Below are 26,956 nucleotides of genomic sequence, written 5' to 3'. Positions count from 1 at the left end.
TTCCTTAGAATATTCTTCTAGGAAGGATAACGTTTAAAGGCGGAGTATCAAAAACAATTAGCTTAGCTTGACGGCTATGCGGTGAGCCTCCTCGTCGCTTACGCTCCTTTGGGGTCTCACCTGTCCCGCTAGTCCCGCAGGAGTCGAGCATCCTTCCGCTCCAATCAGCGAAGTGTGTGTTTTTATTCAATAATTATTTCAAAAGCAACAATCTTTTAGAAAAGAGCCAAGTAAAAAGAGAAGCTCCAGCTTGAGCTTCTCTTTCAGCAGATCAACCTACTTCATTTCCTCGAAATGTTTCATAATGATTTGGAATAGCTTATCTCCCTCTTGAATTTCTGTAAACGAAGTAATGGCATTTGTAATTCCATCTTCTTTAATCTTATTTTGGATTGTTGCAGCTTCTTCATCATCTTGTGGATCGAATAGCAATGCTGCTGCAATTCCTTTTGCGAGATATGTTGGTTCTTTGTTTAACTCAGCAAGTTGTCTAGCTGGACCTACAAGTCGATCATCTGGTCCTAGTTTACGAATTGGAGCACGCCCTACACGAGTAACCTCATCTACAAGATGCGGATTCAGAAAGCGGCTAAGAATCTTTGTAATATAAGCATCGTGCTTGTCAGACTCAAAACCGTGCTTATGATGTAATAACTCACCAGTTTCTTCTAGTGCCTTTTTCACATCAGAATGAATAGCTTCACTCTCAAGTGCATCCTTTATCGTCTTAATTCCTGCTTGATAACCAAGGTAGGCTGTTATTGCGTGACCAGTGTTTACAGTGAATAGCTTTCTCTCGATGTATGGCGCAAGATCATTCACATACGTTAGTCCAGCAATATCAGGAACCTTACCTGCCATCATAGTTTCATCAACTACCCATTCGTAGAAAGGTTCTACTGCTACCATTAATGGGTCTTCATGTGATTGATTAGGTACAATTCGATCTACGGCAGCATCAGGAAAACCAGCATACTGATTAAGGGATTCACGCTCAACGGAATCCATTTTCTCTGCTACTGCATTCTTAAGTAAAGTGCTTCCGCCAATCATATTTTCACATGCAATAACATTAACTGGGTCTTTTCCTGCTGACATTCTTTTCCCGATACCCTCTTTAATAACTGAAGAAATAAGCTGAAGAACGGTTGGACCAACCGCAGTCGTAATCAAATCAGCTTCGTAAATAGCATCTACAACCGCTTCAGGATTCTTCTGGCTATTGATTCCCCTTACACCTTCTACTGTGATTTGGTCGCTTTCCTGACCAAGAATTTCGACAGTATATCGATTACGCTTATTAAGTTCATTAATGACTGTTTCATTGATATCAACGAAACATACTTCATATCCTGCTTGAGAAAGAAGCTTACCAATGAATCCCCTTCCTATATTTCCAGCTCCAAAATGAACAGCAAGCATATTAATTCACCTCATCAAACAATGAAATTAACGTTTCTTTCGAATCTGCTTGAATAAGTTGCTCTACATTTTCTTCTTCAGAACACACAATGGCAATTTGAGAAAGGATTTCTAAATGTTCATTATCCTTTCCGGCAATTCCAATGATAATTTTTGCGATATTTCCATCTCCAAAGTCTACTCCGTCACGAAGCTGAACGATAGAAAGCCCAGAATTCTTTACTGCTTTTTTCGCATCTTCTGTGCCATGAGGAATAGCTACTGAATTACCCATATACGTTGTTGTGATTTCTTCACGTTCAAGCATTTGATCAACATAGCTCGCTTCCACATACCCATTGTCTACAAGAATTTGACCAGCCATTCGAATTGCTTCTGCTTTTGAACTAGCCTTTTCATTTAATACCACATTCTCAGTTGATAGAATTTCTTTAGCCATTATAATCGTCTCCTTTGATTTCTAATTGTTTTTCCACATGATTTTTGATTTTGTTAGCGAGATATAATTCAATTGTCTCCTGATCGCTCTCAGAAAAAAGCGCTATAGTTTGTTCAGATTCAATAATCAATGTACTAATGAAGCTCATAATCTCAATGGCTTCACTTGATGACTCTTCAGCAGCAAGTTGAAGAAGGATTGTATCCATTTCTATGGAAGAACCATCCATCGCCTTCCTATTGATTGGTTTCATTAATCGAACAATTGTAAACACAGGGTTGATTACTCCAACTGCTCTTGTATGAAAAAGAGCAAGTGAAGTACCTGGTATCCCAACGCCACTTCTTTCTTCTCGCTCTAAAAGTGCCGTAACGATATGAGACGAATCTAAAAGGACTTCATCCCTCTCCAGCCGTTCACACTCTTGTTCTAGTAGGCTTTCAACATTTAAATTAGTAGATTCAAAAATGCGAAATTGCTTCAAGATTGCGGAAGCTGCCTTGCTGTATAATTCTGCTTTTCGGAACCAACTAATCGATTGATCCTTTGTAACACTAGAAAACGTTACTTTTTGTTCTTCTGCCATTACTTTTCTTTTTTTAGTTAAGAAATTTCTCTGAATGGCTGAACGAATACGGTGAGTTTCTTCTTCAGTTAAGAAAGGATCGACTTTAATATATTGCCCTTCATAGTCAGGCAATGGGATCGTTGAGACAATCAAGTCATAGTTTTCTTTATCCTCGTCTTCGAAATCAAACAAAGATGCACTCTTAATCAAATGAATCTCTGGCAGCTCTTGTTGAAGACGTGCCGCAAGCATTTTCGACGTTCCGATTCCACTAGAACAGACAGCAAGAATAGAGACATCTCTTTTCTCGTAACGCCCCTCAAGTGCAGACCCGAAGTGCAAAACAAGAAAACCAACCTCTTCCTCTGGTATAGGGACATTTGAAAAAATTTCTTTAATTGCACCATCTAACAAATCAAAGAGATCTGAATAGTCCTCTTTGATTTTATCCAATAATGGATTATGGATAGTCATATTTTGTCTTATCCGATGAGTTGCTGGACCAAGATGCGTAACAAGTCCTTGCAGAAGAGAGTCATTTGATTCTAGCCCAGCATGCATCCGTTCTTCTACGTAACGAATCAACTCTTTAGCCTTAACAACAATCGGGTAATTTGTTTCTTCAAGAAAATAATCACTTGTGTTTCTTAATTTAGCCCCACGCAAATGCATGGTGATATAGCCAATTTCTGCTTCAGGAATGTGTATTCTGAAGAATGATTCGAGTTTTGCACCAATCAACCTTCCAAAATTAAATTCCTTCGTACTTTTTAACGTAATTAAATAATCATTATCGATCTCAATCTTTTCACCCTTTTGGATTCGTTCAACTGCGAGGGTTAAGTGAACGATTAAACCAATATACGCACTATCTGCAATCATATAGGGTAACTCATCGTTTACTTCATCTACTATTTTCTCTACCTTTAGTAGTTTATCTCTGTCTACAAGACCAAGTAAGCGCTCAGACGCAGATTCCAAAAGAGTACCTTGAGATTTCTTCTGAATGGATTGCTTTATTAACGTGAAGAAATCTGAATCGTTAAACTCAGTAGCTAGCAAGGTACTCATAGCGTGTCTTTTCAAAGCTTCAGTTCCCTCTACCTGCACGCCATACCCCCGCCTTCGTATTAGTGAAAGCTGGATTTTTTCAAGCCATTCTTCAACTTTGTTCAAATCATTACTAACCGTAGCAACGGTTACTCTTAAATCATTGGCAAGGCCGACTAACTTTATGGGTTCGGCTGATTCTAAAAGCTTGCATAGAATCAGCGTTTCCCGCTCCTGTTGTGTGTACTCAGTGATATCAAGGTCAAAAATGTATGTGATGAGCTCACTACGCTTCAACTCTTCACCATCAATCTGTACACCAACTCCAGCTTTCTTAATAAGTTTAAGGTCATATTCAGTAAGAATACCCTCTACACCGGCTAAATCGCGATGGACCGTTCGTTCACTCACTTCTAGTTCTTCAGCGATTCCTTTTACAGTAAAGAATTCATTACTATCTAGTAGCAACTGTAGAATTCTTCTTTCCCTTGCTGAAATAAACACTCGGTTCACCTCGAATTTTGGCTTTACCTATTTTTTAAGTCTTTCAACAAGCTCTTCGTATTTCGGGCTATTCATGAAGTTCGCAACTGAAATGTGTTCTGTATTAGGACGTTTGGCTTTTGCTCGATCTGTTAAGTCCTGGTGAGTCACAATTAAATCAGCGTCATCAGGTAAGTTACTAATTGCAGTGTTCGTCACTTCAATATCCTGAAGACCCGCTTTCTTGAACTTATTGCGAAGAACTGATGCCCCCATTGCACTTGATCCCATTCCAGCATCGCATGCAAAAACTACTTTATTAATTTCTTTATTCTCCACTTGTTCTGGTTCTACCTCCACTGGTGCTTTACCTGCGGAAGATAATTCAGCAACAAGTTCATCGTACTTCGGACTGTTCATGAAGTTTTTAACCGAAATATGATTCGTTTTAGGAAGTTTGACTTTCGCTCGATCAGTTAGATCCTGGTGTGTAATAACAAGATCTGCATCCTCTGGAAGGTTGCTAATTGACGTATTTATAACTTCAATGTCCGTTAATCCTGCTTTTTTAAACTTATTACGAAGGACGGAAGCTCCCATTGCACTTGATCCCATCCCAGCATCACATGCAAAGACTACTTTGGCGATATTGCTATAAGAAGGTGCTTCTGCTTCTTTCGGTTCTTCCGAATTTGTTCTAAGGTTAGACGAAACGCTACTTTTCTTACCCTTCATTGCTTCCATTTTTTCAGTCGCTTCTGAAATGTCCTCTCCACTATCTTTTGATCGTTTTAAGATAAACGATGCGACAAGGAAAGAAACAACTGTGGCTACCACAACGCCCGCTAGAACTCCAAGATAACCTCCACGCGGTGTCATGATCATTAGAGCAAAGATACTACCTGGCGAAGGTGGTGCAATAAGGCCAGCACCGAAAATAGTTAATGTAAACACACCGCTCATTCCACCAAGAATAACAGCAAGTAGAAGAGCTGGTTTCATCAAGATGTACGGGAAGTAAATCTCATGAATACCACCAAAGAAATGAATGATGGCTGCACCGGGTGCCGTCTGTTTCGCTGTACCTCTTCCAACAAACCAGTAGGCAAGAAGAATACCAAGACCTGGTCCAGGATTTGATTCTAGTAAGAAAAGAATTGATTTGCCAGTATTAGCTGCCTGCTCAATACCAAGCGGGCTTAAAATCCCATGGTTAATCGCATTATTTAAGAATAGAACTTTAGCTGGTTCAATTAGAATACTTGCAAGAGGTAGAAGGCCTGCATCAACAATAACCTGTACTCCTGCTGCAAGTGCTTTATTCAGACCAAGTACGACAGGTCCAATTCCTATTGATGCTAGTATTGTTAAGAGACCGCCGATAATTCCAGCTGAAAAGTTATTAACGAGCATTTCAAAACCAGACTTAATTTTTCCATGAATGGCTTGATCAAATTTCTTAATTGCGTAACCACCAAGAGGACCCATGACCATTGCTCCGAGGAACATTGGAATATCTGCTCCAACGATGACACCCATTGTAGCTGTAGCACCAACTACTCCTCCTCGACCACCATGAATAATTTTACCCCCGGTATAGCCGATTAATAGCGGAAGTAAATAGGTAATCATTGGACCTACCAACTCAGCTAGGTTTTCATTTGGCGTCCATCCAGTTGGTATAAATAGTGCAGTAATGATACCCCAAGCAATAAACGCACCAATATTCGGCATGATCATACTGCTTAAGTAACTTCCGAACCGCTGAACTTTTACTTTTAATCCAGATTTTTCTGTTGAATTCTGTTCACTCATTGTATATCCTCCCCTTCTTACGTATCATAAAAAGCGTTTTCATTTTGTCAGAAGACTTGTTGACATTTTCTTATATCGTTGACGCTTTCCTAAAATCCTGATTGCTGATACGTGTTAATTCTCTCTTATTAATAACAATCATAATAGCGCTAGGAGGCTAATACAATAAAATCCAAATACAAATTCGTCAGTTGACTTGTTGACATGATTAAAGAAGAAGGGCTTAACCAATACTGAAGAGTGCCAAAGCAAAAGAAAAACCTCTGGGCTCACCCAGAGGTTTTGTTACGAATGCTGTGGTTCAGTTTGTGTTTTAACTTTTGGATTTGTTTCTTTCTTTTTATCCCATAGGATTGTGAGACTGATTACCGTAACAAGTATCGTAGCTCCCATGTCTGAGAGTATGGCGATCCATAATGTTAATAATCCAGGGATTGTAAGGAGAAGAGCGATGAGTTTTAAGCCAAGCGCAAGAACAATATTCAAGCGTATCGTTCGGTTCACGCGCTTCGCGATCGTTATGGCTTCAGGTAACTTTCCAAGATGATCCTGCATGAGTACAATGTCTGCCGTTTCAATCGCACTATCTGTACCCTTTCCCATCGCTATTCCGAGGTCAGCCGAAGCAAGTGCTGGTGCATCATTAATTCCGTCACCAATCATAGCGACTTTACCTTCTCGTGTAAGTTGCTTCACTTTTTCAACCTTTTCTTCAGGCAAAAGACCTGCGAAGTATGAACGTACGCCAACACGTCCAGCAACTTTCTCAGCGGTTTGTTCATGATCTCCTGTTAGCATAACTGTATGTTTAATTCCCGAAGCATGGAGATCATTTATAACAGAGGCACTCTCTTCTCTAACTTCATCTGAGATACCGAATACCCCTAGTATGTTCTTGGCATCTGCTACAATCACAAGCGTTAATCCGTCCTGTTTCATTGCTTCAATGATTGTTTGGATGTTAGATGGTATGGATACATGTGCAACACTTTTTTCATTACCAACCCAGTACTTTTCACCATCGATTTCAGCTATCACTCCCTGACCCGAAACAGTTTCTACACCACTCGCTTCTTTTTCAGGGAACGAAAAGTCATTTACTTTATCCATGATTGCTTTTGCCAGTGGATGAGATGAATGCCTCTCAACAGCCGCTGAAATAGCTAGAAACTTTTCGCGATCAAACATTTCATACTTCTCGACGTATGGTTTACCCTTTGTTAGCGTACCTGTCTTATCAAATGCAAGCGTATCGATTTTACCAAGTTGCTCAAGATAAACGGATCCTTTAACTAGAATTCCGTTCCTTGCATTTCGTGTGATACCCGAAATGTTTGCAATCGGTGAAGAAAGAATTAACGCACATGGACATCCTACAATCAGAACTGCAAGCCCCTGATAAAACCAATTTTCCCACGCGCCATCTAAGAATACTGGTGGCACAAGCATAACGAGTGCTGAGATTAGCATAATAACAGGCGTGTAGTATCGTGAAAATCGATTAATGAATAGTTCGGTTGGCGTTTTCGTTTCTTGTGCTTCTTCTACGAGATGCAATATTTTCGAAAGCGAAGAATCTTCATACGCTTTTGTAATTCGAACACGTAGAATCCCTTCGTTATTAATACTGCCTCCAAAAACGGATTCACCTGTCCCTTTTTCTACAGGCATGGCTTCACCAGTTATAGCTGATTCATTCACAGAACTATTCCCAGATTCAACTACTCCATCTGATGGAATTTTTGCACCTGATTTCACAAGAACAAGATCATCGACCTTTAATTCGTTGATGGATACGATTTTTTCCGTTCCATTTTGAAGTAAAAGGGCTTCTTTAGGGGCAATTTTAAGAAGGGACTCCATCGACTTTCTCGCTTTCTCCATCCCAAGACCTTCAAGGTATTCATTCAGGCCAAATAAGATCGCAACAAGCGTTCCTTCCTTCCACTCACCAATCGATACAGCACCGATTAATGCGATGGTCATTAATGTTTCTATATTGAATGTAAGTTTCGTTAAGTTTCTAAGTCCTTTAATAAACGTTTGATACCCGCTCAAAATAATAGCAGCAAGATAGAACGGAACGGCCGGAACTGTACTCATCCCGTCCAACAGAAGTGCTAGGATGAAAATACCCGTAGAAATGCCAAGGTATAATTTTATTTTCGAATGATCATGATTATGATCATGAGCGTGACCAGGCTCGTCTTCTTCCTTAATAAGCGAGGCATGATCTGATGCAAGAATTTTTTCTACCTGATCAAGGTTCACTCTCTCATCTAGTTTCAGCTTTCCAGAGTTATATTGGATGCGAGCAGTCTCACCATAATCTAATTTATTAATTTGTTGTTCCATTCCCGCAGCGCAGTTTGGGCATGACAACCCCTTGAGACGATATTCTTCCATTGATGTAAGCCCCCTTTCTTAAAAGGTTTCGTTCATTATATTCAATACATGAGCATGTGTTCATATTACTTAAGTTCAATTTTACTGAACCTCATATACAATGTCAAAGGAATTTATGAGAAAGCTGAAGATAAAGATTCAGTATAAGTATTCCCAGAGCAACAAAGAAAAACAACTCTCTTTTTAATACTCTACCTCTTACTTTACCGATCATTTCATGAAAAGCAACGTAACATAGCGAGCCAATTGCAACCCCCATGAAGATACCATTCCAATCCCTTGATGGAACAGAATACATACCAATTCCCGCCGATAACGATAGTACTAGTGAAACAATGCAAGCAGCTATCACAACAACGATTCCGTTTATTGCACTAATTCTAGTTAGAATATAAAGCGCGATTCCCTCTGGTAAATGATGAATAAAAAGAGCTAGTAATAGTGCCATCCCAAACGCTTCATTACTTCCGCTCAAACCAAGTGCAATACCTACAGGAACATTGTGAGAGAGTATAGCGAAAATGAATGCTATAAGTGAAAGATAGCTTTTATGACTAAACGTTGCATGGAGGGCATTCTCCATGCAAATGAATAGGATTAAAGAAAGGGAAAAGCCAATGAGAAGTGACCAGAAATTAAATAATTGAATACTTTCCGGCACTAGTTCAAATCCAATAAGACCGATTAGCAAGCCACCACAAAACAAATAGAGTGCTTCTAAACGATGTTGATAATATGTATAAGCGCACTTTCCTACCATGGCACCTAGTAGTAACCCACCAAAACCAATGAGGAAAAGCTTAATTAAGATAGAAATTAGCATATGGTATTTCCACCCCTTTTTTGGTGAGGGGGGTCAGACACGTGTTTGACCCCCCTCGTCCCATCAGCGCATTATATTACCAAAAGTGCGATGTTATGAGTCAAAAAAACGAGAGACAGGAGTCACCCTATCTCTCGCTTACCTTTTATTTGATATCGTAACCCTGTTCTTCTACAGCTTCATTCATAGTCGATACTGATACGCTTGAAGCGTCGTAGGAAACATGTGCAGTACCTTCTTCAAGATTCACTTCAACATCTGATACACCTTCAAGCTCTTGCAATGCCGTTATCACTGCAGATTTACAGTGATTACAAGTCATACCTTCAATTTTTAAAGTTGTTTGTTCCATCATTATTCTCCTTTCGAAAGGTTATTATAGGTTCATCCGCTTTAGTCGTAGTGAATTAGTCACAACAGAAACAGAGCTAAACGCCATGGCTGCACCAGCCACCCACGGTGCTAGTAGACCGATTGCTGCAATCGGAATACCGATTGAATTATAGAACAGGGCCCAGAATAAGTTTTGCCGAATATTACGCATCGTTTTCCGGCTTAATAGAATCGCTTTTGGAATGTGATCAAGATCTCCTCCAACAAGCGTAACATCCGCTGTTTCAATCGCAACATCTGTTCCAGTGCCAATTGCCATTCCAATATCAGCTGTAGCCAGCGCAGGTGCATCATTAATGCCATCGCCTACCATGGCGACCCGCTTTCCTTGTTCCTGCAATTCCTTCACTTTATTTGCCTTTTCCTCTGGAAGAACTTCCGCAAACACACCACTCAGCTCGACCTGGCTTCCAATTGCTTCAGCCGTTCTTTTGTTATCACCTGTAATCATGTATACGTCAATTCCAAGCGAATTCAATTCACGAATCGCATTTTTGGATGTTTCTTTAACGGTATCTGCTACAGCAATGATTCCTTGTACTTCGCCATCAAAAGCAATGAACATAGCAGTCTTACCATCAACTTCATATTCAGCCATTTGAGCTTCATAAGGTAAAAAGGCAATCTGCTCCCGCTCCAATAGTTTTCTTGTACCAACGAAAACCTGCTTACCTTCAACATTTGCTACAATACCGTGCCCTGGTATTGCTTCGAATTGTTCAGCTTCTTTCACCTCTACTTCTCGCTCTACTCCATATTGAACAATGGAACGTGCAAGAGGATGTTCAGAAGCTTTTTCTGCAGCAATCAATTTTTCTAATACATGTTTCTCATTAAGATGAAATACGTTAAAATCCGTAACTTCAGGCTTGCCTTTTGTAATCGTACCCGTTTTATCAAGAAGAATTGCATCGATCTGATGAGTACTTTCTAAGAATTCCCCGCCCTTAAAAAGAATACCTTGTTCAGCGCCTTTACCTGTACCAACCATAATCGACGTAGGCGTGGCAAGACCAAGTGCACATGGGCAGGCAATCACTAAGACGGCAATCGCTGCCTCTAATGCTTGAGGAAGAGAATAAGGATCAACAATGAAATACCAGACTAGAAAAGTTACTACCGCTATGCCAACAACTATCGGTACAAAAATCCCTGAAATCACATCTGCCAATCTTTGAATGGGGGCTTTAGATCCTTGCGCCTCTTCAACGATTTTAATGATTCCAGCAAGCGCTGTATCTTTCCCAACCTTCTCCGCCTTCATTGTTAATGTACCATTCTCATTCAACGTAGAACCAATAACCCTTGCACCCGCGCTCTTTTCAATCGGAATTGATTCTCCTGTAATCATCGACTCATCTACCGACGAATCACCTTTTTCAACAATACCATCAACGGGAATTTTCTCGCCGGGACGTACAACAATGACATCCCCGACTTGAACCTTATCGATCGGAACTTTTACTTCGTTACCGTCCCTAATGACACTTGCTTCTTTAGCCTGTAAACTCAGAAGCTTTGTAATCGCCTGCGTTGTTCTGCCTTTTGCAAGGTCCTCAAACAATTTCCCTACTAGAATGAGAGTAATGAGAATAGCACTTGTTTCAAAATATAAGGACGGGTTATAAGAAGGTGTAAGGTAACTCCTAATTCCTTCAATAACACTATAAAAATACGCCGCTGATGTACCAAGTGCGACTAACACATCCATATTCGCACTTTTATTCGCCAATGCTCGATAGGCGCCCGAGTAAAATGAAGCTCCAATATAAAATTGAACTGGTGTAGCTAAGAGAAACTGAAACCATGGCATCATCAATAATTCGGGTACCGGAAGAGCTGTCTCGAAAGGAAGATGCGCAAGCATTGTGTATAGCAATGGCAATGAAAGAAGTGCTGACATGACTAAACGCAGCTTTTTCTTCTTAATTTCTTCCTCCTTGTGAGACTTTTGCTCCTCTCGATCCTTCTTAACTACTGCCTCATATCCTAGTTTCTTAACCTTTAATAAAATCTCGTCAACCGTAATTGCACCAGACTTGTATTCCACTACGCCAGACTCAGTTGTCAAATTAATAAATGCAGAGTCAACACCCTTGGTCCGGTTTAAGCCTTTTTCAATCCTCGTTGAACAAGCGGCACAAGTCATACCATGGATATCAAGCTCTACTCTCTCTTTGCGAACACCATACCCCAGCTTTTCAATTTTGTTCACAATGTCTTCTGTTTTAACCTTCTCTTCATCATACGTAACGCTCGCCTTTTCCATTGCCAGGTTGACGTTAGCATCTACCCCATCCATCTTATTTAAAACTTTCTCAATTCTGGATGAACAAGAAGCACATGTCATACCAGTAACATCAAGAGATAGTTGTTTCTTTGACTCCAAAGATCTCACCTTCTTATTTAGAGAATTGTTGAATGACTTTCATGAGCTCCTCAATATGATGGTCTCCGTCACCATCTTTAATTGAACTTGAAACGCATGTTTTTGTATGTCTTTCTAGTAGTGTATAACCAACCTTTTTTAAGGCCGCTTGAATAGCAGATAGTTGAATCAAAATATCGACACAATACCGGTCATCGCCAATCATCTTTTGAATACCTCGTATTTGACCTTCAATTCGTTTTAATCGGTTTTGAAGTTGTTGTTTCTCTTCTTCTGTTCTTGGCTCAGAGGGACGCTTATCTGGTTGTAATGACATGTTCATTTCATCTTCCATACCAATCATCTCCTTCTCATTGAGTCACTTTCAATATACCCCCGTAAGGTATATAAGTCAACATACATGCCCTTCTAAAAACAAAAACAGTCCTTATACCCACCCTTAGGTAGTAATAGGACTGTTCTTTATTGAAGAAAACAATAGTAAAAACCTATTTAATTAATTCGTTCAAGTGGTAGGGTCATGCAGCGAATCCCTCCACCTCCGTTTTCTAATTCATCTACATCCACTTCAATCAGCTTTTTATGCTTTAATTTCGGATGCTCCTTAAAAATACTTTTGTTTGCTTTCGTACTAATCAGAAGGGTCTCTGGATCAAGATTCAGGAAATTAATATCTGCAACAGTATGCTTAATTTTAGATGTCCACTCAACTTCAAAACCGTGTCGCTTCAAAAAGTCACCCGCCATTTGATAATGAAATGTTTTTTCAGTTCGCACTTGAACAGGAAGATAGCTCATATAGCTTTTTGCAAGAACCAAGTCCCCCCCTACGACATTACAATTCATATCAAGGTGCATGGTATCAGGACGTCGAGGCAAATCAATAATACCAATCTCAGAGAAACCTGCTTCAAATAGGTCACACTGTAGCGCTTCAATACTTTCAATACTTGTCCGAATGCCTGTATTAATAAAAACAGCGTTTTTATTTAATATCATGACATCACCGTATTCTAACGCCTTCAGGTTATTATTAGCCCGGATAAGAAAGGTATCTTCATTAAACCACTGTTGAAATAATCGATGGGATTGAAAATATTCTGGCCGTCTCATCGATGTGCCAGCAGAACCAGGTAGAATAGTCTGCCCAAACACGCATGCAAGGTCACGAACAAACACCCGATTAAGTAACTGCTCATTCAACTTCAAATCCTCCTGAGATAAATGAACGGAGTAATCAATTACCGTAACCCCCGCTTCCTCCATTGCTCTAACCATCTCTTCGTGATTTCGACGCGCCTTATTTTGCTTAACAGCTTTTTCCCACTGTACGTCTGTTGCCGTTTGTTGATCAGGAACGTCTAAAATAGACGGGGAACAAACCACAACTGTCTTTAATTCATCGCATTCATTCCAACAGCTCGGATGGATATTCATCAGTTCAAACTCCTTTTTGATCAGTCTCTCCTTACTGTTTCCTTTGCGTGATAAAAAGATTCTACTAACAAGTAAAGCACATAAACAATGGCCAATCTTCCCAAACTAAACCAAAAGGAGAGATGGCTATGGCTTGTAAACCTGCTAAAGACAATAAATTATCCTGGTGGCAAATGTCCTTCATAGGTGTTGGATGCGTTATCGGGACTGGCTATTTTCTTGGTTCTAGTATCGCCATCCAAAAAGCTGGTTTCGCAGTGCTTGTTGCCTATTTAGCTGCAGCGATTGGCACATGGCTTGTATATGAAGCTCTAGCTAATTTAACAGCTCATCATCCTGAAAAAGGATCTTTTCGTACATACGCTAAACAAGCCTTCGGACCGTGGGCAGGTTTTAGCAATGGCTGGGTTTACTGGTCCTCTGAGATGCTCATAATGGGAAGTCAGTTAACGGCGCTCGCCATATTTGTACAGTTCTGGTTTCCAAAGCTCCCAATATGGATCTCAGCTGCCTTTTTTGCCGCCCTTGGACTTTTGATTATTTTAATAGGCGTTAAGATGGTTGAGCGAATGGAAAATCTGTTTGGAATGATGAAAGTTGCTGCTATCATCATGTTCATCATCATAGCGGGAGCTGCATTATTTGGATGGATTGATCCATCCAAAGCTTCAACTTCCACAACCACTTCTGTAACCTTATTTCCCAATGGTGGTATTGGACTTTGGGTTGCTCTTCTTTATGCGTTCTATGCTTTTGGGGGCGTCGAAGTAATGGGGCTTATGGCACAAGAATTAAAAGATCCGAAGGACGCGCCGAAGTCAGGGAAAATCATGTTGTTAATACTAACTGTTCTTTACCTTTTATCGTTCCTGCTTGTTCTAAAGCTTGTGCAGGCTTCTAAAATTGATCCAAATGAAAGTCCTTTTTTAACTGCTTTAACTCAATATGACATTCCATGGATTCCACATGTGTTCAACTCTATTTTAATTATTGCTGGATTTTCCACGATGGTTGCCTCCCTTTATGCGGTTACAACGATGTTAGTAACGCTAGCAGAAGAAGGAGATGCGCCACATATCTTCGCCAAAAAAAGCAGAAAGGTTCCCCTCCCTGCTTTTATCATGACTTCATTCGTTGTTATATTATCAATCGGTATTGCACTATTGCTTCCTGAAAAAATATTTGAATACACAACAACAGCGGCTGGACTCATGCTTCTATACAACTGGATCTTCATCCTTTTATCTTATCGTAAACTGATGGCGAGTACTTCGCTAGATCACATTAAAATCATGACAGCATTCATTCTAATTTTATGCGCTGTCAGTGGAACTCTTTTTGACGACGTTAGTAGACCTGGTTTTTTTGCGAGTATTGGCTTGATCATCCTTATTGCTTGTGCCACTTATATTAAGCTTAAGAGAAACCCGGCTTAGGATTGGATTTTCTTAAATTTATTCATCATAGCTGTAAAAGGACACTTCGAAAGGGACGAGTCGTCATCATGTAAAAAGTATTGCTCCCATTCATAATTATCTTGTTGTCCGTACCACTTGAGTGCTGGATGCGTGTCAACACCGTCGTAAGCATTGAGACGCTTACGGATAGCACGCTTCAGCTTCTGTCCAAACGTTGTAGACGCATTTATCTCATCGAAAACCCACCTTGGTTGAAAAGCAATAAGAAAACAGGGAAAGTGTCGGCTTTTACGAATTACGTGAGCAGGGGTCGCACAAAACGCAAAATAAGGTTCCCCATCAAAACAGAATTCCCATTCATGATGATGTGGTTCTTTCGGTATATGCTCAGGCCACTCTTCTTCATCTAATTTGTGAACTTGATTTAATATCGTCCAGAACTGATCCTGATACTCCTCTATTGTTGCTTCTTCTTGGACCAACTCCCTAGAATCGAAAAAGACTACAAGAGAGGCATACTTTCCTGTATTACGTGATACTTTACCATATTGTTTGAGCAAATCGGCTAACTGCTTATATGAGCCTTCGTCTTTTGGACTACCAGCGAATCCAAAGCGTAAAGTATTGCTCAAGAATCCCTGCAATCCAGGTATACAAGGATAAGGATTCTCCCCATCCCCCATCATGTTTACAAAGTCTTTATACGCAGACTTTTGCCATTCATCAAGTGATTCTTCATTTTGTTCAAACCAATTTTTCGTAAATAAATCCATGCATGGTCCCTCCTTAAAGCTACACGCGTTATCCTATTAGGAGGGACAACAATAGGTGTCTGTCTACCCGATTAACAAACGAATTGCCTCACTACCAAAATACACACCAAACCCAATTAAGATAATACCAGACAAGATTGAAACACCTCTCAATACCCTTGCATTCATCCATTTCCTAGCACCCGTTGCAACGCCAGCCATCGTGATATCCCACACGGTAATTCCAATAAAAATCCCCAAACTATAGACAAATAGCTGAGAGGTACCGTAATCACTCGTCGTTTTCGCTAGAATTGAACCATAAATGCCAAGCCAAAAAAGAATATTAAGTGGATTTGAGATGGCCATAAAGAAGCCCGTCCGAAACGATTTTCGATTTGTCTCTTTCCGTTCACTCTTCCCTTCTTCTACCACCGATCCAGCATTTTTAATACTTTCAATGCCGGTATACGTTAGCACAAAACAACCAAACAACCAAAGAAAACTTCTCATAAATGCCGTGTCGACAACATGGGAAATGCCAAAGTAAATCATCAGCATAAAAATCCCATCAGCTACCATAGCTCCAAAACCGACCAACCAGGCATTTATAAAGCCAAATCGAATTCCTCTGTCTAGCTGTGCGGCATTAATTGGCCCCATCGGTGCTGACAAGGACAATCCCAATAATATGTAACTAAAAAAGAGGCTCATATCCTTCCACCTTTCTGCTTCATTCGTAACAATATATTCGGACATGCATCGAAGTATTAATAACCTTTAACTTCAACTAAAAAAGCTGAACGTTGGTAAACGTCCAGCTTGGTTGCTTTATTGAAGAGGTTCCTGTTGCTGCACAGGAATATAGCTTTGAAGCATGACACCCATATCTTGCTCACTTAATTGAGGAACCTGGTAATAGCCATGCTTGTTCTGATAAAGAAAGATCTCATAACTTTGTTCAATGAAATTCGGTACACTATCTGCCACCACACGACGTAGAACAGGATTGGTCATCTCAAGAGCTGTCATAGTCAATAGAGAAGCTAGTGATTTGGTCTGTCCTAACATATAAGAAGATACTCCCTGATCAGAAAGCTCGTTCACAGACTGATTTGGGCTCCTAGGTTCACTAGGCTTCATTCCATACACAACATGATTAGTTTGCTTCATTCTATATTGCTGTGTTGGTATCATCGGATCCTGACCAGTTTGAAAACTATGCACAACCGTATCGTACATCGTTGTCACAAATGAATATTGCCTCTGCAAAATCTCCCTCAATTCATCATCCTTCACATGCTGCTCATACAGTTGATAGTGGTCGAGTATACTGATCATACCATCGATGATCTCATGAGCATCAAACAGTTCATGCCCTCCATGGTTACGACTTTGTAGAACATCTGGCAACTGGGTATTAGGCTGACCTACTTGATTTACTTGATTTGGTCGCTGCATCTTGATTCCTCCTCAGGTAAAAATACATTCAGTTCCTACTATCTCCAATCCCTTCTATTCGAATGTATATCATGCACAAAAAAACAGACAGTTCGTATCGAACTGTCCGTTTTTCAATATGATAACTCTATTCCACAGTTACTGATTTAGCTAGGTTTCTTGGCTTATCAACATCGCATTCTCTGTGCAGCGCTGCATAATATGCAAGCAGTTGAAGAGGCACAACAGATGCAAGTGGTGTTAAGTGCTCATGAACTTCATCAAGCACGATGGTGTCGCCTTCTTCTTCAAGTCCAGCGAGAGAGATAATGCACGGCGATGCACCACGAGCAACAACTTCTTGTACGTTTGAACGGATGCTTCCGTTTACGTGCTTTTGAGTAGCAAGCGCGATAACAGGTGTGCCCTTCTCAATGAGCGCAATTGTACCATGCTTCAGTTCACCACCAGCGAAGCCTTCAGCCTGGATGTAAGAAATTTCTTTAAGCTTAAGAGCTCCTTCAAGGCAAACATAATAATCTACGCCACGACCGATGAAAAATGCATTACGTGTAACTGAAAGGAAGTTACGAGCAACACCTTCAATCATTTCCTTCTGATCAATCATTGACTCCATCGCCGTAGCGACGATCCCAAGTTCCTGAATTGGATCGAAATCAAGCTTCATTCCTTTAGCCTGTGCAGTATCAACCGCAAGCAGTGTCAAAACAGCCATTTGTGCAGTATAGGCTTTTGTTGAAGCAACCGCAATTTCAGGTCCTGCATGTGTATGCAGTGTGTAGTCAGCTTCACGAGAAAGAGTAGATCCCGGAACGTTTGTAATTGTAAGTGACTTGAAGCCTTTTTTCTTTACGTTAACAAGTACGCCACGGCTATCTGCTGTTTCTCCACTTTGTGAAATAAAGATAAAGAGTGGATTCTTTGAAACAAGCGGCATGTTATAGAGAAATTCACTTGCAATGTGTACTTCAACAGGAACCTCTGCAATATTCTCAATCAGCTGTTTTCCAACAAGTCCTGCATTATAGCTTGTTCCACATGCAATGATGTAGATGCGATCGGTGTCTTTCATTGCTTTGCGAATATCTTCATCAAGCTTAATGTTGTCATTCTCATCTTTGTATTTCGTAATAATGTTACGAATGGCAAGCGGCTGCTCATCGATTTCTTTAAGCATGTAATGAGGGTACGTACCCTTCTCAATGTCACTTGCATCGATCTCTGCGGTAAATGGCTCCCGCTCCTTTACTTTGCCGTCCATATCTTTAATCGTAACAGAATCACGCTTCACGATAACAACTTCCTCATCCATCAATTCGATGAATTTGTTTGTTACTTGAAGCATTGCCATCGAGTCACTTGCCACTACGTTAAAGTCGTCTCCGATTCCTACAAGAAGCGGGCTTTTATTCTTCGCAACGTAGAGTGTTTCAGGGTTTTTATTATCTATGAGTGCAAGTGCATAAGAGCCATGAAGTTCTTTCAATGTCTGATGGAAAGCATCTTCCACCGTCAAATTTTGTACTTCTACAAGATTTGATATTAATTGAACAACAACCTCTGTATCAGTTGCACTTACAAAATCAACTTCGGATAAGAAGTCACGTTTGATTTGTTGATAATTCTCAATTACGCCGTTATGAACAAGCGTGAACCGCTCAGTAGCACTCTGATGTGGATGAGCGTTAATCTGACTTGGTTCACCATGTGTTGCCCAGCGAGTATGACCGATACCAGCTGTAGCTTCCACACTTGTGTCCACCTTTTTTCTAAGATCGGCAATGCGACCTTTTTCTTTAAAAAGGTGTAGTCCACCGTCGTTCAGAAGCGCAATACCAGCAGAGTCATACCCACGGTATTCAAGCTTCTCCAGACCTCGTAATAGAATTTCTTTAGCATCTTGATTTCCAATATATCCAACAATACCACACATGTAAAAGTCCTCCTTCAATTGAAGGAGCAGGTATACAACGGGGCAGACCTGCCCCTTCTTTTCCGATTAATAACATTGTCACCATGGCTTTGCTTTTGTTCAGAAAGTCACCTCTCTGTTTTTCACAAAACCGTTCGATTGTGGTGTAGCAATCGAGAGGTATCCGCCGATATTCGATGAACCTCTTCCTCGTCAACTGCTTTCTTCCGTTCGAAAACAGTCCAGGCGCTTTAGTAATACTAACCCAACTTCCCTCTCTTTCCCTTCTAGAATAAGAATAAAACATACTCATTCTATATTACATCATTTGTAAAAAGATGGTCAATTCTTTTTTGTACTTCTTATATAAAACAATACAAAATCTATGCACTTTTTCTAGCCTATGCTAGCTTACTTTTAGAAGAATGCACATTTATTTTTTCTCTTATATTAAAACGTATGCACATGCAGCACTTTCCGTACCACACATGCATACCATTCGTATCTCATTTAAATTTCTGTGGATTATGCTCCAAGTTCTTGTTCAACCATCTTTACTACACGATCTACATACTCATCACAAAGTTCTTTCGTAGGGGCTTCAGCCATAACGCGAACGAGTGGTTCAGTTCCTGATGGGCGGACTAGTATCCGACCTTCTCCATTCATATCGCTTTCGACTTTCTGAATGGTTTCCTGAATCTTATCATTTGAATCCACTTTTGTTTTATCCGTTACTTTAACATTTACAAGTGATTGAGGATACTTCTTCATTTCACCAGCAAGTTCAGATAACGATTTATTTGTCACTTTCATAATGTTAGCAAGTTGAAGAGCTGAAAGCATGCCATCACCAGTTGTAATATGGTCAAGGAAAATAATATGTCCAGACTGCTCACCGCCAAGGTTATAGCCTTCCTTCCGCATTTCTTCCATGACATAACGGTCACCAACTTTTGTTTGAAGTGACGTTACCCCAGCTTCCTCCATGCCTTTATGGAAACCAAGATTACTCATAACCGTTGAAACAACCGTATCATGGCGTAAGCGTTTCTGGTCTTTCATAAACTTAGCACAGATAAACATAATTTCATCGCCATCAACGATTTCTCCATTTTCATCCACAGCTATAAGACGATCCCCATCGCCATCAAAAGCGAATCCTACATCTGCATTCTTCTCTTTCACGAACTCAGCAAGCGTCTCTGGATGTGTAGAGCCTACACCGTCGTTAATGTTCGTTCCAGTTGGATTCGTACCAATTGTTGAAATGTCTGCTTCAAGATCTGCAAACAAATGAGCTGCAAGTGAAGATGTCGCACCATGAGCGCAGTCAAGAGCAATATGAAGACCAGTAAAATCTTCATCTACTGTCTGTTTCAAATATTGTAGGTATTTCTGACAGCCTTCGAAATAATCACTTACGATACCTAGGTCCGAACCTGTTGGACGTGGAACCTGATCTTCATCGCTATCAATTAACGCTTCAATTTCTTCTTCTTGTGCATCCAAAAGCTTAAAGCCATCTGGACCAAAGAATTTAATCCCATTATCTCCAACTGGGTTATGTGATGCCGAAATCATTACGCCAGCCTGTGCACTAAGAGCTTTCGTTAGATAAGCAACACCAGGCGTGGAAATAACACCAAGACGCATGACTTCTGCTCCAATTGACAATAGACCAGCTACTAGTGCTCCTTCTAGCATATATCCTGAAATACGAGTATCGCGCCCAATTAAAATTTTTGGTTTTTCTGTTTCCTTTGTTAAAACATAGCCACCAAGTCGACCTAGTTTGAATGCAAGTTCAGGGGTTAGTTCAGTATTTGCTATACCTCTTACACCATCGGTACCAAAATATTTACCCATCGTTATACTCTCCTTTATTATCGCGCAGTTCCTGCTACTATGATGTACTGTTTTCTATTGTAAGAGTGACTTTTTTCGTTGAACCAGACCATCGCACATAAGATGGTCCGTTCCATTGTAGACCTAGCTCATGCTCACCTTCAGAGAGGCCACTTGCATCAATATATGCCTGAAAATCACCGCTTTGGATGTTATTCAACACACTTGATACACCATACAGCTTCATATCTGTTACCCCTGTTTTAGGGTTCGATACGCTTGCTTTCAAACCATCTGATACACCAGTGACTTTAATCGGAACATCATCAAATGCTTTCTCATCCTCGTTCCCAACCGTGATGTTTGCCTTCACCGTTTCCGGGTCTACTTTCTTCATACCTTTAGGAACAGGAATATCAAGCTCAATTGTTGTATCTTTGGATATCTTTGAAAGGTCAAGTGGAATACCATCAAGATACTCAAGTTCGTCAAGCTTTTCTTCTGGACCGAATACAGATACTTCAGTAGGTTCAAGCACAATAGAAGAGATACTTATACCGTCAGGAAGTTCGCCTTTTTGATCAAGCTTAATAGGTACCTTTTTAAATGGTGCCTTAATTGGTACTTTCACATCAACTACAGCAGGATCGATGGTTAATCCCTGTATTTCATCCATATTCCCATCATACACATTAAGTGTAATACGCTGATTGACTTCTTCCTTAGCACCGCTTACATCAACATACCCACGAACAAAGGCAACTTGATCAAGTTTTGATTTTGCTCCAGTTACTGTAACAGTTTTTGGTGTTACAATTGGCTCTTCCGTTGAGTAGCCTTCAGGAAGTTCTTCTGCTTTTAGCAGATTAATTCCAGCTTGGTAGTTGTTTGATTTCTTCTCTTCAATTGTGACTGAAACCCTAGCAGGATCAATTGTCACATCAACATTTTCGGGAAAATCCCTATGCTTGACCGTGACAAGATGCTGTCCGGGCGTTAAATTACGTAAATCTACATATATTTCTTTATTTTTAAGCTTTGAAAGCATGACACCATCCGTGCGCCCTTTAACGACGACATCGACGGTTTCTGGTAAATCAGATACCACCACATTGTCTTCATCATAAAGCACTTGAAGCTCCATATCTGTTATTGGCTCACTGTCAGTTTCAGGTTCAAACAATCCGTTGGTCCCTGAGGTTGAAGCGTCTGGCATTGCCACTATTGTATAGAGCATTAGAGCGAGAAGAAAAGAGATGATCTTGACAAACCAATTGCTTGTTAACAATTTGTCCATTACTTTTTCCCCCTCCAATTACTAAAACGGTTGGAAGTTTCAGTTTTTGAAACAGCAGGGTTCAGTTCAGCATTTAGCAGATCACGTAAGACTTCCTCAGATAAGTTTCGATGAAGCTCTCCATTTTTTGTCAGCGATATGCTTCCTGTTTCTTCAGATACGACTAGTGTTAAGCTATCTGTTACTTCACTTATTCCGAGTGCAGCCCGGTGTCTCGTCCCAAGTTCTTTAGAGATAAAGGGACTTTCTGAAAGTGGTAAGTAACAAGCAGCTGCAAGTATTTCATCCTTCTTCAAAATAACAGCCCCATCATGAAGTGGCGTATTTGGGATAAATACATTAATTAGTAGCTCTGATGTCAGCTTGGCATTCATGGGAATGCCGGTCTCTACGTAGTCATTTAAACCTGTTTCGCGCTCAATCGATATCAACGCACCAATCCGGCGTTTTCCCATATAGGATGACGATTTAATAATGGCTTCCACCATTTTGTTTGTCTCTTCTTCTTCAACTGCTGTGCGTGCAAATAACCTGCCACGTCCTAGCTGTTCAAGTGCCCTACGTAACTCTGGCTGGAAAATAATGATGATAGCAAGAAGTCCATAGAGAACAACCCGTTCTAATATCCAGTGCAGAGTATTTAATTCAAAGAAACTACTTAAAAACCATGCTGCAATAATAACGGTTATCCCTTTCAAAAGCTGAACCGCTTTCGTACCGCGAATAAGCATAATGATTTTATAAATAACATAGGTCACAAGTAGAATATCTATTATCTCTGTTATGTAATCAAGTACATTAACATTTCCAACAGGCAGCACGGCTCTTCCTCCAAACATATTGTATTTAGCCTGAGGTTCATTTATATGCATCGCTAAAATACATCTGTAACTTTTTAATTATATCATAATTATTCCATGTTCAAAAAATGCACGTGCCATTGGTGGATAACTTATTTTCATTCTGAGTATCTATTAAGAGACCTACGCTTCATTCCAAATAAAATAAACCGTCCAATCGGACGGTTTATTTACGATCTTACTTTGTGAAGAAATCACCTAAATCGTGAACAAGTTTTTTTAATTCATACCAAGTCCAGTCCAGGATATGATCAACCTCTTCAATTTCGCCAGTTACTTGCCCGGCTGAAGCCATGTATTGCTCCCCGTTAATAACAAGAACATCACCTTTAACTTCGCCTTCTATTTCAAGGTTGCGATTTTTAACAGTTAGATCCCCTTCAATCACTTCTCCTTCAGGCACAATGACTGTGTTGGTTTCCTGATCAAATCTCAAGTTACCAGAAAGTGCAGATAGTTGATCTTCACTCGTCCATGATGAGTAAACTGAGCCTGTCATTAAAGCAAGGAATAGGATTGCTGCTGTAACAAGTGGATGTGATTTCATCCATCGCTTTATCCAAACCGTTCGCTTCTCCTGTGGAAGTTGCTGCATTACCTTGGATGTAAAACCATCGGGTGCCTTCATAGAAGGCGAGCTGAGGAGAAACGATTCCGTCTTTTTCAATTCTTCATAATGTTGCTTGCAGTCACTGCATGTTTGTAAGTGATCAAATAGCAGACGTTTCTGCTCCTTCGTTGCGTCTTCATCAAGTACATCATGCATAATTCCAATTATTTCTGCAGGGCATTTCATAGCTTCTCCCCCTTTCATTGCTCTTGAAGCTTCTTTCTAAGTGCTTCTCTCCCTCGATGTATTCGGGTTTTGACTGTCCCGATTGGCAAATCTAATATTTCACTAATTTCCTTAAGGGATAGCTCTTGAATGTATTTCAGCGTAATTGCGCTTCGATACTTAGCCGGAAGACTTAAAATTGCTCGATGTATACCATCCTGTGCTTCTAGAGAAACTACTTCATCTTCTGGTAATTGTTCGTCTGTTGATACTTGAGAGTACATCGTTAATCCATCGGTACCTGAAACTTCAGCATCAAGGTAATAATCTGGCTTTTTCTTACGCATTCGGTCAATAGATAAATTCGTAGCAATACGATACAACCAGGTAGAAAATTTACGATCAATTTGATAGCGATCAATATTCGTGAATGCACGAATAAATGCCTCCTGCGCTACATCTTCTGCTTCTTGCCTGTTACCGAGCATTCGATAGGATAGTGCAAAAACTCTATCTTTGTAGAGCTCGACCAACTCCCCAAAGGCATTATGATCTCCTTTTCTCACTTGCAATATGATTCTTTTTACAATGGCATCCATATCTTCTCTCAACCCCCGCTGATTCCTGCGGCTACTATACTTACGTACCAGGAAAAACAAAGTTTCACTTTTTTAAAAAAATCTGTTCATCTTTCCCTATTCTAGCATGTTTGTTTCACTCTTATTAATGGAAATACATATATTTCTAATAAAAAATGGTTTAGTTATTAGTTATTGTGGGTAATATGGGTATAAATTATCGAAAGGGTGGTTCGGCTTATGGAAAGGTTGAATCGACGAATAAGTTTTCATATAGGTCAAGAGAAGGATCATTTACTTGAGGAAATCGAAGCGTCACGCCAAAAAATGAATTTATTAGCCAGAAACCAACCACTAAGTTCCTCTGAAATTATAGAGATTAGCACTTATCTAGATTTCCTTCTAAACGAATATGATCAATGTCGAAATAAAAAAACTGCGGCTCTCTAACAAAGAAGGCCGCAGTTTTTTTATTTTATTTTAATTTTTCTCCAAATAGAGAACCCATTAATGCTACTGCAACAGTAGCTGTTTTGTTTTTCTCATCTAAAATTGGATTAACCTCTACAAATTCAGCAGAAGTAAGAATATCTGATTCAGCTAGCATCTCCATAGCAAGATGACTTTCGCGGTAACTAATCCCCCCAAGGACAGGAGTACCAACACCTGGTGCATCATGTGGATCAAGTCCATCAAGATCGAGGCTTAAGTGTACGCCATCGGTTCCTTTTGACACATATTCAATCGCTTCTTCCATTACCTTAGTCATACCCATGCGGTCAATCTCATGCATTGTATAAACTTTAATTCCTTTTTCCTTAATCAATTCTCGTTCACCTTCATCAAGAGAGCGAGCACCAATAATAACAATGTTTTCTGGTTTAATCTTCGGAGTATAACCTGAGATTCCAGTTAACGACTCATCACCTATACCGAGACTTACAGCAAGTGGCATACCATGAATATTTCCAGATGGCGATGTAGCGGAGTCGTTCAAATCACCGTGAGCATCGTACCAAATAACACCCAGGTTATCATAATTACTAGCTACACCAGCAAGTGTGCCGATTGCGATACTGTGGTCTCCGCCAAAAACTAGTGGAAAACGCTTACGCTTTACTACCTCATTTACTACGTTTGATAGCTTCTCACTAGCATCTGCCACTTCTTTTAAATTCTTTAACTGATGATCTTGTTCTTCAGGACGCTTCTCAGGTCGACCAATTTCAATATCACCAAGATCTTCAATATCGTAGCTTAAGTTCGTTAATCGTTCAACTATTCCCGCATAACGGATTGCGCTAGGTCCCATATCTACTCCACGCCTCATTTGGCCAAGATCCATTGGCACTCCTATAATTGATAACTGATTATTCATTATGTAGTCCTCCTCGTATCTTAGTCTAGCTCTATTTTACCCATATCCCAACAAATGACTCAACCTGACATAAAATCCGAATAAATATTCATACAATTACGCAAATTGAAAGGATTTACGGATAAATATAAAGAGAAAAAATTAGACAGATTTCGATAAAGCTACAAATAATAGAATTAAGAGAATTAATGGTAAAATCAACATTCGCATTAGCCATGAAAGAATCATTGCTTGCCAACTGGTTTTTGGACATAAAAAAAACCCTAAACATGGTTTAAGGAAAATGGTGGAGCCTAGCGGGATCGAACCGCTGACCTCCTGCGTGCAAGGCAGGCGCTCTCCCAGCTGAGCTAAGGCCCCATATGGAGCGGGTGATGGGGATCGAACCCACGACATCAGCTTGGAAGGCTGAGGTTTTACCACTAAACTACACCCGCAGTATTAAATTATATGGAGCGGAAGACGGGATTCGAACCCGCGACCCCCACCTTGGCAAGGTGATGTTCTACCACTGAACTACTTCCGCATATGGTGAGCCATGAAGGACTCGAACCTTCGACCCTCTGATTAAAAGTCAGATGCTCTACCAACTGAGCTAATGGCTCTTACTGGTGGAGGGGGACGGATTCGAACCGCCGAACCCTGAGGGAGCGGATTTACAGTCCGCCGCGTTTAGCCACTTCGCTACCCCTCCACTGGAAAAATGGTGCCGGCCAGAGGACTTGAACCCCCAACCTACTGATTACAAGTCAGTTGCTCTACCAATTGAGCTAGGCCGGCGAAGTATTTTGAAGCAAAATCATGTCGTTGTCTCTTCCTCTTCCAGTAACGCTTTGAAGTATGCTGCGTCGAGACAAGTCGCAGTTATTTCAGTGAAGCCATTGCTCCTTGCTCTACCAATTGAGCTAGGCCGGCTAACTAATTATTCAAACTAACAAACAAAAAACAGTGCACTCTAGTGAGTACTCCTGAAAATGAATCACTTTTGATTAAATTATGAATGGTGGAGGATGACGGGCTCGAACCGCCGACCCTCTGCTTGTAAGGCAGATGCTCTCCCAGCTGAGCTAATCCTCCACAGAGTAAAACTAAATGAAATTGGTGACCCGTACGGGATTCGAACCCGTGATACCGCCGTGAAAGGGCGGTGTCTTAACCACTTGACCAACGGGCCATGTCCTGGAGCTTCCAAACGGATTCGAACCGATGACCCCTTCCTTACCATGGAAGTGCTCTACCTGCTGAGCTATGGAAGCATTATGGCTCCACAGGTAGGATTCGAACCTACGACCGATCGGTTAACAGCCGATTGCTCTACCACTGAGCTACTGTGGAATATTGGTCAGCCTGGCAACGTCCTACTCTTGCAGGGGGAGATCCCCCAACTACCATCGGCGCTGAAGAGCTTAACTTCCGTGTTCGGCATGGGAACGGGTGTGACCTCTTCGCCAT

At 40.5% G+C, this 26,956-nt stretch carries 22 protein-coding genes, 10 tRNA genes and 1 rRNA gene; 2 read left to right on the top strand and 31 right to left on the bottom strand.

Annotated elements, in window-relative coordinates; translation table 11 throughout:
- Positions 1-276: 276 nt before the first annotated feature.
- The 10 genes from JI666_RS19940 to JI666_RS19895 all read right to left on the bottom strand — a co-directional run bounded on the left by JI666_RS19940 (position 277) and on the right by JI666_RS19895 (position 13,225).
- Positions 277-1,422: a mannitol-1-phosphate 5-dehydrogenase gene (locus JI666_RS19940; protein WP_136948732.1), complete on the bottom strand. Its 1,146-nt coding sequence runs from the start codon at positions 1,420-1,422 to the stop codon at positions 277-279.
- 1 nt (position 1,423) lies between these two features.
- Positions 1,424-1,861, bottom strand: coding sequence for a PTS mannitol transporter subunit IIA (locus tag JI666_RS19935; protein WP_206894803.1), 438 nt, complete (start codon positions 1,859-1,861; stop codon positions 1,424-1,426).
- Positions 1,854-3,983 (bottom strand): BglG family transcription antiterminator, encoded by a 2,130-nt coding sequence (locus JI666_RS21965; RefSeq protein ID WP_206894802.1) that lies wholly within the window; start codon positions 3,981-3,983, stop codon positions 1,854-1,856. The genes JI666_RS19935 and JI666_RS21965 overlap by 8 nt, the downstream gene beginning before the upstream one ends.
- Positions 3,984-4,010: 27 nt before the next feature.
- Positions 4,011-5,777, bottom strand: a complete 1,767-nt coding sequence (locus tag JI666_RS19925) for a PTS mannitol transporter subunit IIBC (protein ID WP_136948735.1) — start codon at positions 5,775-5,777, stop codon at positions 4,011-4,013.
- Positions 5,778-6,062: 285 nt separating this feature from the next.
- The gene (locus JI666_RS19920; RefSeq protein WP_136948736.1) at positions 6,063-8,183 is read right to left on the bottom strand and encodes a heavy metal translocating P-type ATPase; all 2,121 of its coding nucleotides are present in this window, start codon (positions 8,181-8,183) and stop codon (positions 6,063-6,065) included.
- Positions 8,184-8,286: 103 nt separating this feature from the next.
- Positions 8,287-9,006, bottom strand: a complete 720-nt coding sequence (locus JI666_RS19915) for a ZIP family metal transporter (protein WP_136948737.1) — start codon at positions 9,004-9,006, stop codon at positions 8,287-8,289.
- A gap of 145 nt (positions 9,007-9,151) precedes the next feature.
- Positions 9,152-9,358 (bottom strand): copper chaperone CopZ, encoded by a 207-nt coding sequence (gene copZ / locus JI666_RS19910; protein ID WP_206894801.1) that lies wholly within the window; start codon positions 9,356-9,358, stop codon positions 9,152-9,154.
- Positions 9,359-9,382: 24 nt separating this feature from the next.
- On the bottom strand, positions 9,383-11,788 hold the full coding sequence (locus tag JI666_RS19905; protein WP_206894798.1) for a heavy metal translocating P-type ATPase: 2,406 nt from the start codon (positions 11,786-11,788) through the stop codon (positions 9,383-9,385).
- Positions 11,789-11,801: 13 nt separating this feature from the next.
- Positions 11,802-12,122: a metal-sensing transcriptional repressor gene (locus JI666_RS19900; RefSeq protein ID WP_286170980.1), complete on the bottom strand. Its 321-nt coding sequence runs from the start codon at positions 12,120-12,122 to the stop codon at positions 11,802-11,804.
- Between the two features lie 158 nt (positions 12,123-12,280).
- Positions 12,281-13,225 carry an arginine deiminase family protein gene (locus JI666_RS19895; protein ID WP_206894796.1) on the bottom strand — a complete coding sequence of 315 codons (945 nt, stop codon included), beginning with the start codon at positions 13,223-13,225 and terminating at the stop codon, positions 12,281-12,283.
- Positions 13,226-13,353: 128 nt separating this feature from the next.
- Here JI666_RS19895 and JI666_RS19890 point away from each other — a divergent pair, with 128 nt between their 5' ends.
- Positions 13,354-14,661, top strand: a complete 1,308-nt coding sequence (locus JI666_RS19890) for an amino acid permease (RefSeq protein WP_206894794.1) — start codon at positions 13,354-13,356, stop codon at positions 14,659-14,661.
- On the opposite strand, the gene JI666_RS19885 is transcribed toward JI666_RS19890, so the two are convergent.
- From JI666_RS19885 to sigW, 9 genes are all read right to left on the bottom strand, one after another.
- A complete protein-coding gene (locus JI666_RS19885) occupies positions 14,658-15,416 on the bottom strand; it encodes a YqcI/YcgG family protein (RefSeq protein WP_206894793.1) in 759 nt (252 codons plus the stop codon). The two genes, JI666_RS19890 and JI666_RS19885, sit on opposite strands and share 4 nt — an antisense overlap.
- Positions 15,417-15,479: 63 nt before the next feature.
- A complete protein-coding gene (locus JI666_RS19880; RefSeq protein ID WP_206894792.1) occupies positions 15,480-16,109 on the bottom strand; it encodes a LysE family transporter in 630 nt (209 codons plus the stop codon).
- A 117-nt stretch (positions 16,110-16,226) separates the two neighbouring features.
- Entirely contained in the window at positions 16,227-16,856 is a 630-nt protein-coding gene (locus JI666_RS19875; RefSeq protein WP_206894791.1) for a spore coat protein, read from the bottom strand.
- 127 nt (positions 16,857-16,983) lie between these two features.
- The gene (gene glmS, locus JI666_RS19870) at positions 16,984-18,789 is read right to left on the bottom strand and encodes a glutamine--fructose-6-phosphate transaminase (isomerizing) (RefSeq protein WP_206894790.1); all 1,806 of its coding nucleotides are present in this window, start codon (positions 18,787-18,789) and stop codon (positions 16,984-16,986) included.
- Positions 18,790-19,293: 504 nt separating this feature from the next.
- Positions 19,294-20,637, bottom strand: coding sequence for a phosphoglucosamine mutase (gene glmM, locus JI666_RS19865; RefSeq protein ID WP_206894789.1), 1,344 nt, complete (start codon positions 20,635-20,637; stop codon positions 19,294-19,296).
- A gap of 37 nt (positions 20,638-20,674) precedes the next feature.
- Complete coding sequence (locus JI666_RS19860) at positions 20,675-21,913, bottom strand: CdaR family protein (RefSeq protein WP_206894788.1); 1,239 nt, start codon at positions 21,911-21,913, stop codon at positions 20,675-20,677.
- A complete protein-coding gene (cdaA, locus tag JI666_RS19855) occupies positions 21,913-22,731 on the bottom strand; it encodes a diadenylate cyclase CdaA (protein ID WP_286170982.1) in 819 nt (272 codons plus the stop codon). Before cdaA ends, JI666_RS19860 begins: the two co-directional genes overlap by 1 nt.
- Positions 22,732-22,951: 220 nt before the next feature.
- Positions 22,952-23,569 carry an anti-sigma factor family protein gene (locus JI666_RS19850; RefSeq protein ID WP_206894786.1) on the bottom strand — a complete coding sequence of 206 codons (618 nt, stop codon included), beginning with the start codon at positions 23,567-23,569 and terminating at the stop codon, positions 22,952-22,954.
- A gap of 14 nt (positions 23,570-23,583) precedes the next feature.
- Positions 23,584-24,147 (bottom strand): RNA polymerase sigma factor SigW, encoded by a 564-nt coding sequence (sigW, locus tag JI666_RS19845; RefSeq protein ID WP_206894783.1) that lies wholly within the window; start codon positions 24,145-24,147, stop codon positions 23,584-23,586.
- 219 nt (positions 24,148-24,366) lie between these two features.
- On the opposite strand from sigW, the gene JI666_RS19840 reads away from it, so the two are divergent.
- Complete coding sequence (locus tag JI666_RS19840; RefSeq protein ID WP_206894782.1) at positions 24,367-24,576, top strand: aspartyl-phosphate phosphatase Spo0E family protein; 210 nt, start codon at positions 24,367-24,369, stop codon at positions 24,574-24,576.
- A 25-nt stretch (positions 24,577-24,601) separates the two neighbouring features.
- Here JI666_RS19840 and rocF read toward each other — a convergent pair whose 3' ends face one another.
- The 12 genes from rocF to rrf all read right to left on the bottom strand — a co-directional run.
- Entirely contained in the window at positions 24,602-25,504 is a 903-nt protein-coding gene (gene rocF / locus JI666_RS19835; protein ID WP_206894780.1) for an arginase, read from the bottom strand.
- Between the two features lie 284 nt (positions 25,505-25,788).
- Positions 25,789-25,864, bottom strand: a tRNA-Ala gene (locus JI666_RS19830).
- Positions 25,865-25,867: 3 nt separating this feature from the next.
- Positions 25,868-25,941 (bottom strand) — tRNA-Gly (locus tag JI666_RS19825).
- 14 nt (positions 25,942-25,955) lie between these two features.
- A tRNA-Gly gene (locus JI666_RS19820) sits at positions 25,956-26,030 on the bottom strand.
- Positions 26,031-26,033: 3 nt separating this feature from the next.
- A tRNA-Lys gene (locus tag JI666_RS19815) sits at positions 26,034-26,109 on the bottom strand.
- A 4-nt stretch (positions 26,110-26,113) separates the two neighbouring features.
- Positions 26,114-26,198, bottom strand: a tRNA-Tyr gene (locus tag JI666_RS19810).
- A 10-nt stretch (positions 26,199-26,208) separates the two neighbouring features.
- Positions 26,209-26,284, bottom strand: a tRNA-Thr gene (locus tag JI666_RS19805).
- Positions 26,285-26,505: 221 nt separating this feature from the next.
- A tRNA-Val gene (locus JI666_RS19800) sits at positions 26,506-26,581 on the bottom strand.
- A 22-nt stretch (positions 26,582-26,603) separates the two neighbouring features.
- Positions 26,604-26,678: transfer RNA gene (locus JI666_RS19795), tRNA-Glu, on the bottom strand.
- A gap of 6 nt (positions 26,679-26,684) precedes the next feature.
- Positions 26,685-26,760 (bottom strand) — tRNA-Thr (locus JI666_RS19790).
- Between the two features lie 4 nt (positions 26,761-26,764).
- Positions 26,765-26,839: transfer RNA gene (locus tag JI666_RS19785), tRNA-Asn, on the bottom strand.
- A 10-nt stretch (positions 26,840-26,849) separates the two neighbouring features.
- Positions 26,850-26,956: ribosomal RNA gene (gene rrf / locus JI666_RS19780) — 5S ribosomal RNA — on the bottom strand; the annotation flags it as partial.

It is taken from the genome of Bacillus sp. NTK071 (assembly GCF_017303315.1).
Lineage (GTDB): Bacteria > Bacillota > Bacilli > Bacillales > Guptibacillaceae > Guptibacillus.
Note: the sequence above shows the minus strand (reverse complement) of the source record. Positions and strands in the feature narration are given on the sequence as shown.

What these genes read in the sequence shown, in the direction of transcription:
- JI666_RS19880 (WP_206894792.1), bottom strand. Translation starts at nt 16,109, where the DNA reads ATGAGCCTCTTTTTTAGTTACATATTATTGGGATTGTCCTTGTCAGCA.
- JI666_RS19895 (WP_206894796.1), bottom strand. Translation starts at nt 13,225, where the DNA reads ATGAATATCCATCCGAGCTGTTGGAATGAATGCGATGAATTAAAGACA.
- copZ (WP_206894801.1), bottom strand. Translation starts at nt 9,358, where the DNA reads ATGGAACAAACAACTTTAAAAATTGAAGGTATGACTTGTAATCACTGT.
- JI666_RS19900 (WP_286170980.1), bottom strand. Translation starts at nt 12,122, where the DNA reads ATGGAAGATGAAATGAACATGTCATTACAACCAGATAAGCGTCCCTCT.
- JI666_RS19885 (WP_206894793.1), bottom strand. Translation starts at nt 15,416, where the DNA reads ATGGATTTATTTACGAAAAATTGGTTTGAACAAAATGAAGAATCACTT.
- JI666_RS19875 (WP_206894791.1), bottom strand. Translation starts at nt 16,856, where the DNA reads ATGCAGCGACCAAATCAAGTAAATCAAGTAGGTCAGCCTAATACCCAG.
- rocF (WP_206894780.1), bottom strand. Translation starts at nt 25,504, where the DNA reads ATGAATAATCAGTTATCAATTATAGGAGTGCCAATGGATCTTGGCCAA.
- JI666_RS19840 (WP_206894782.1), top strand. Translation starts at nt 24,367, where the DNA reads ATGGAAAGGTTGAATCGACGAATAAGTTTTCATATAGGTCAAGAGAAG.
- JI666_RS19920 (WP_136948736.1), bottom strand. Translation starts at nt 8,183, where the DNA reads ATGGAAGAATATCGTCTCAAGGGGTTGTCATGCCCAAACTGCGCTGCG.
- sigW (WP_206894783.1), bottom strand. Translation starts at nt 24,147, where the DNA reads ATGGATGCCATTGTAAAAAGAATCATATTGCAAGTGAGAAAAGGAGAT.
- JI666_RS19940 (WP_136948732.1), bottom strand. Translation starts at nt 1,422, where the DNA reads ATGCTTGCTGTTCATTTTGGAGCTGGAAATATAGGAAGGGGATTCATT.
- JI666_RS19890 (WP_206894794.1), top strand. Translation starts at nt 13,354, where the DNA reads ATGGCTTGTAAACCTGCTAAAGACAATAAATTATCCTGGTGGCAAATG.
- glmM (WP_206894789.1), bottom strand. Translation starts at nt 20,637, where the DNA reads ATGGGTAAATATTTTGGTACCGATGGTGTAAGAGGTATAGCAAATACT.
- JI666_RS19925 (WP_136948735.1), bottom strand. Translation starts at nt 5,777, where the DNA reads ATGAGTGAACAGAATTCAACAGAAAAATCTGGATTAAAAGTAAAAGTT.
- JI666_RS19860 (WP_206894788.1), bottom strand. Translation starts at nt 21,913, where the DNA reads ATGGACAAATTGTTAACAAGCAATTGGTTTGTCAAGATCATCTCTTTT.
- JI666_RS19850 (WP_206894786.1), bottom strand. Translation starts at nt 23,569, where the DNA reads ATGAAATGCCCTGCAGAAATAATTGGAATTATGCATGATGTACTTGAT.
- JI666_RS19915 (WP_136948737.1), bottom strand. Translation starts at nt 9,006, where the DNA reads ATGCTAATTTCTATCTTAATTAAGCTTTTCCTCATTGGTTTTGGTGGG.
- JI666_RS19935 (WP_206894803.1), bottom strand. Translation starts at nt 1,861, where the DNA reads ATGGCTAAAGAAATTCTATCAACTGAGAATGTGGTATTAAATGAAAAG.
- glmS (WP_206894790.1), bottom strand. Translation starts at nt 18,789, where the DNA reads ATGTGTGGTATTGTTGGATATATTGGAAATCAAGATGCTAAAGAAATT.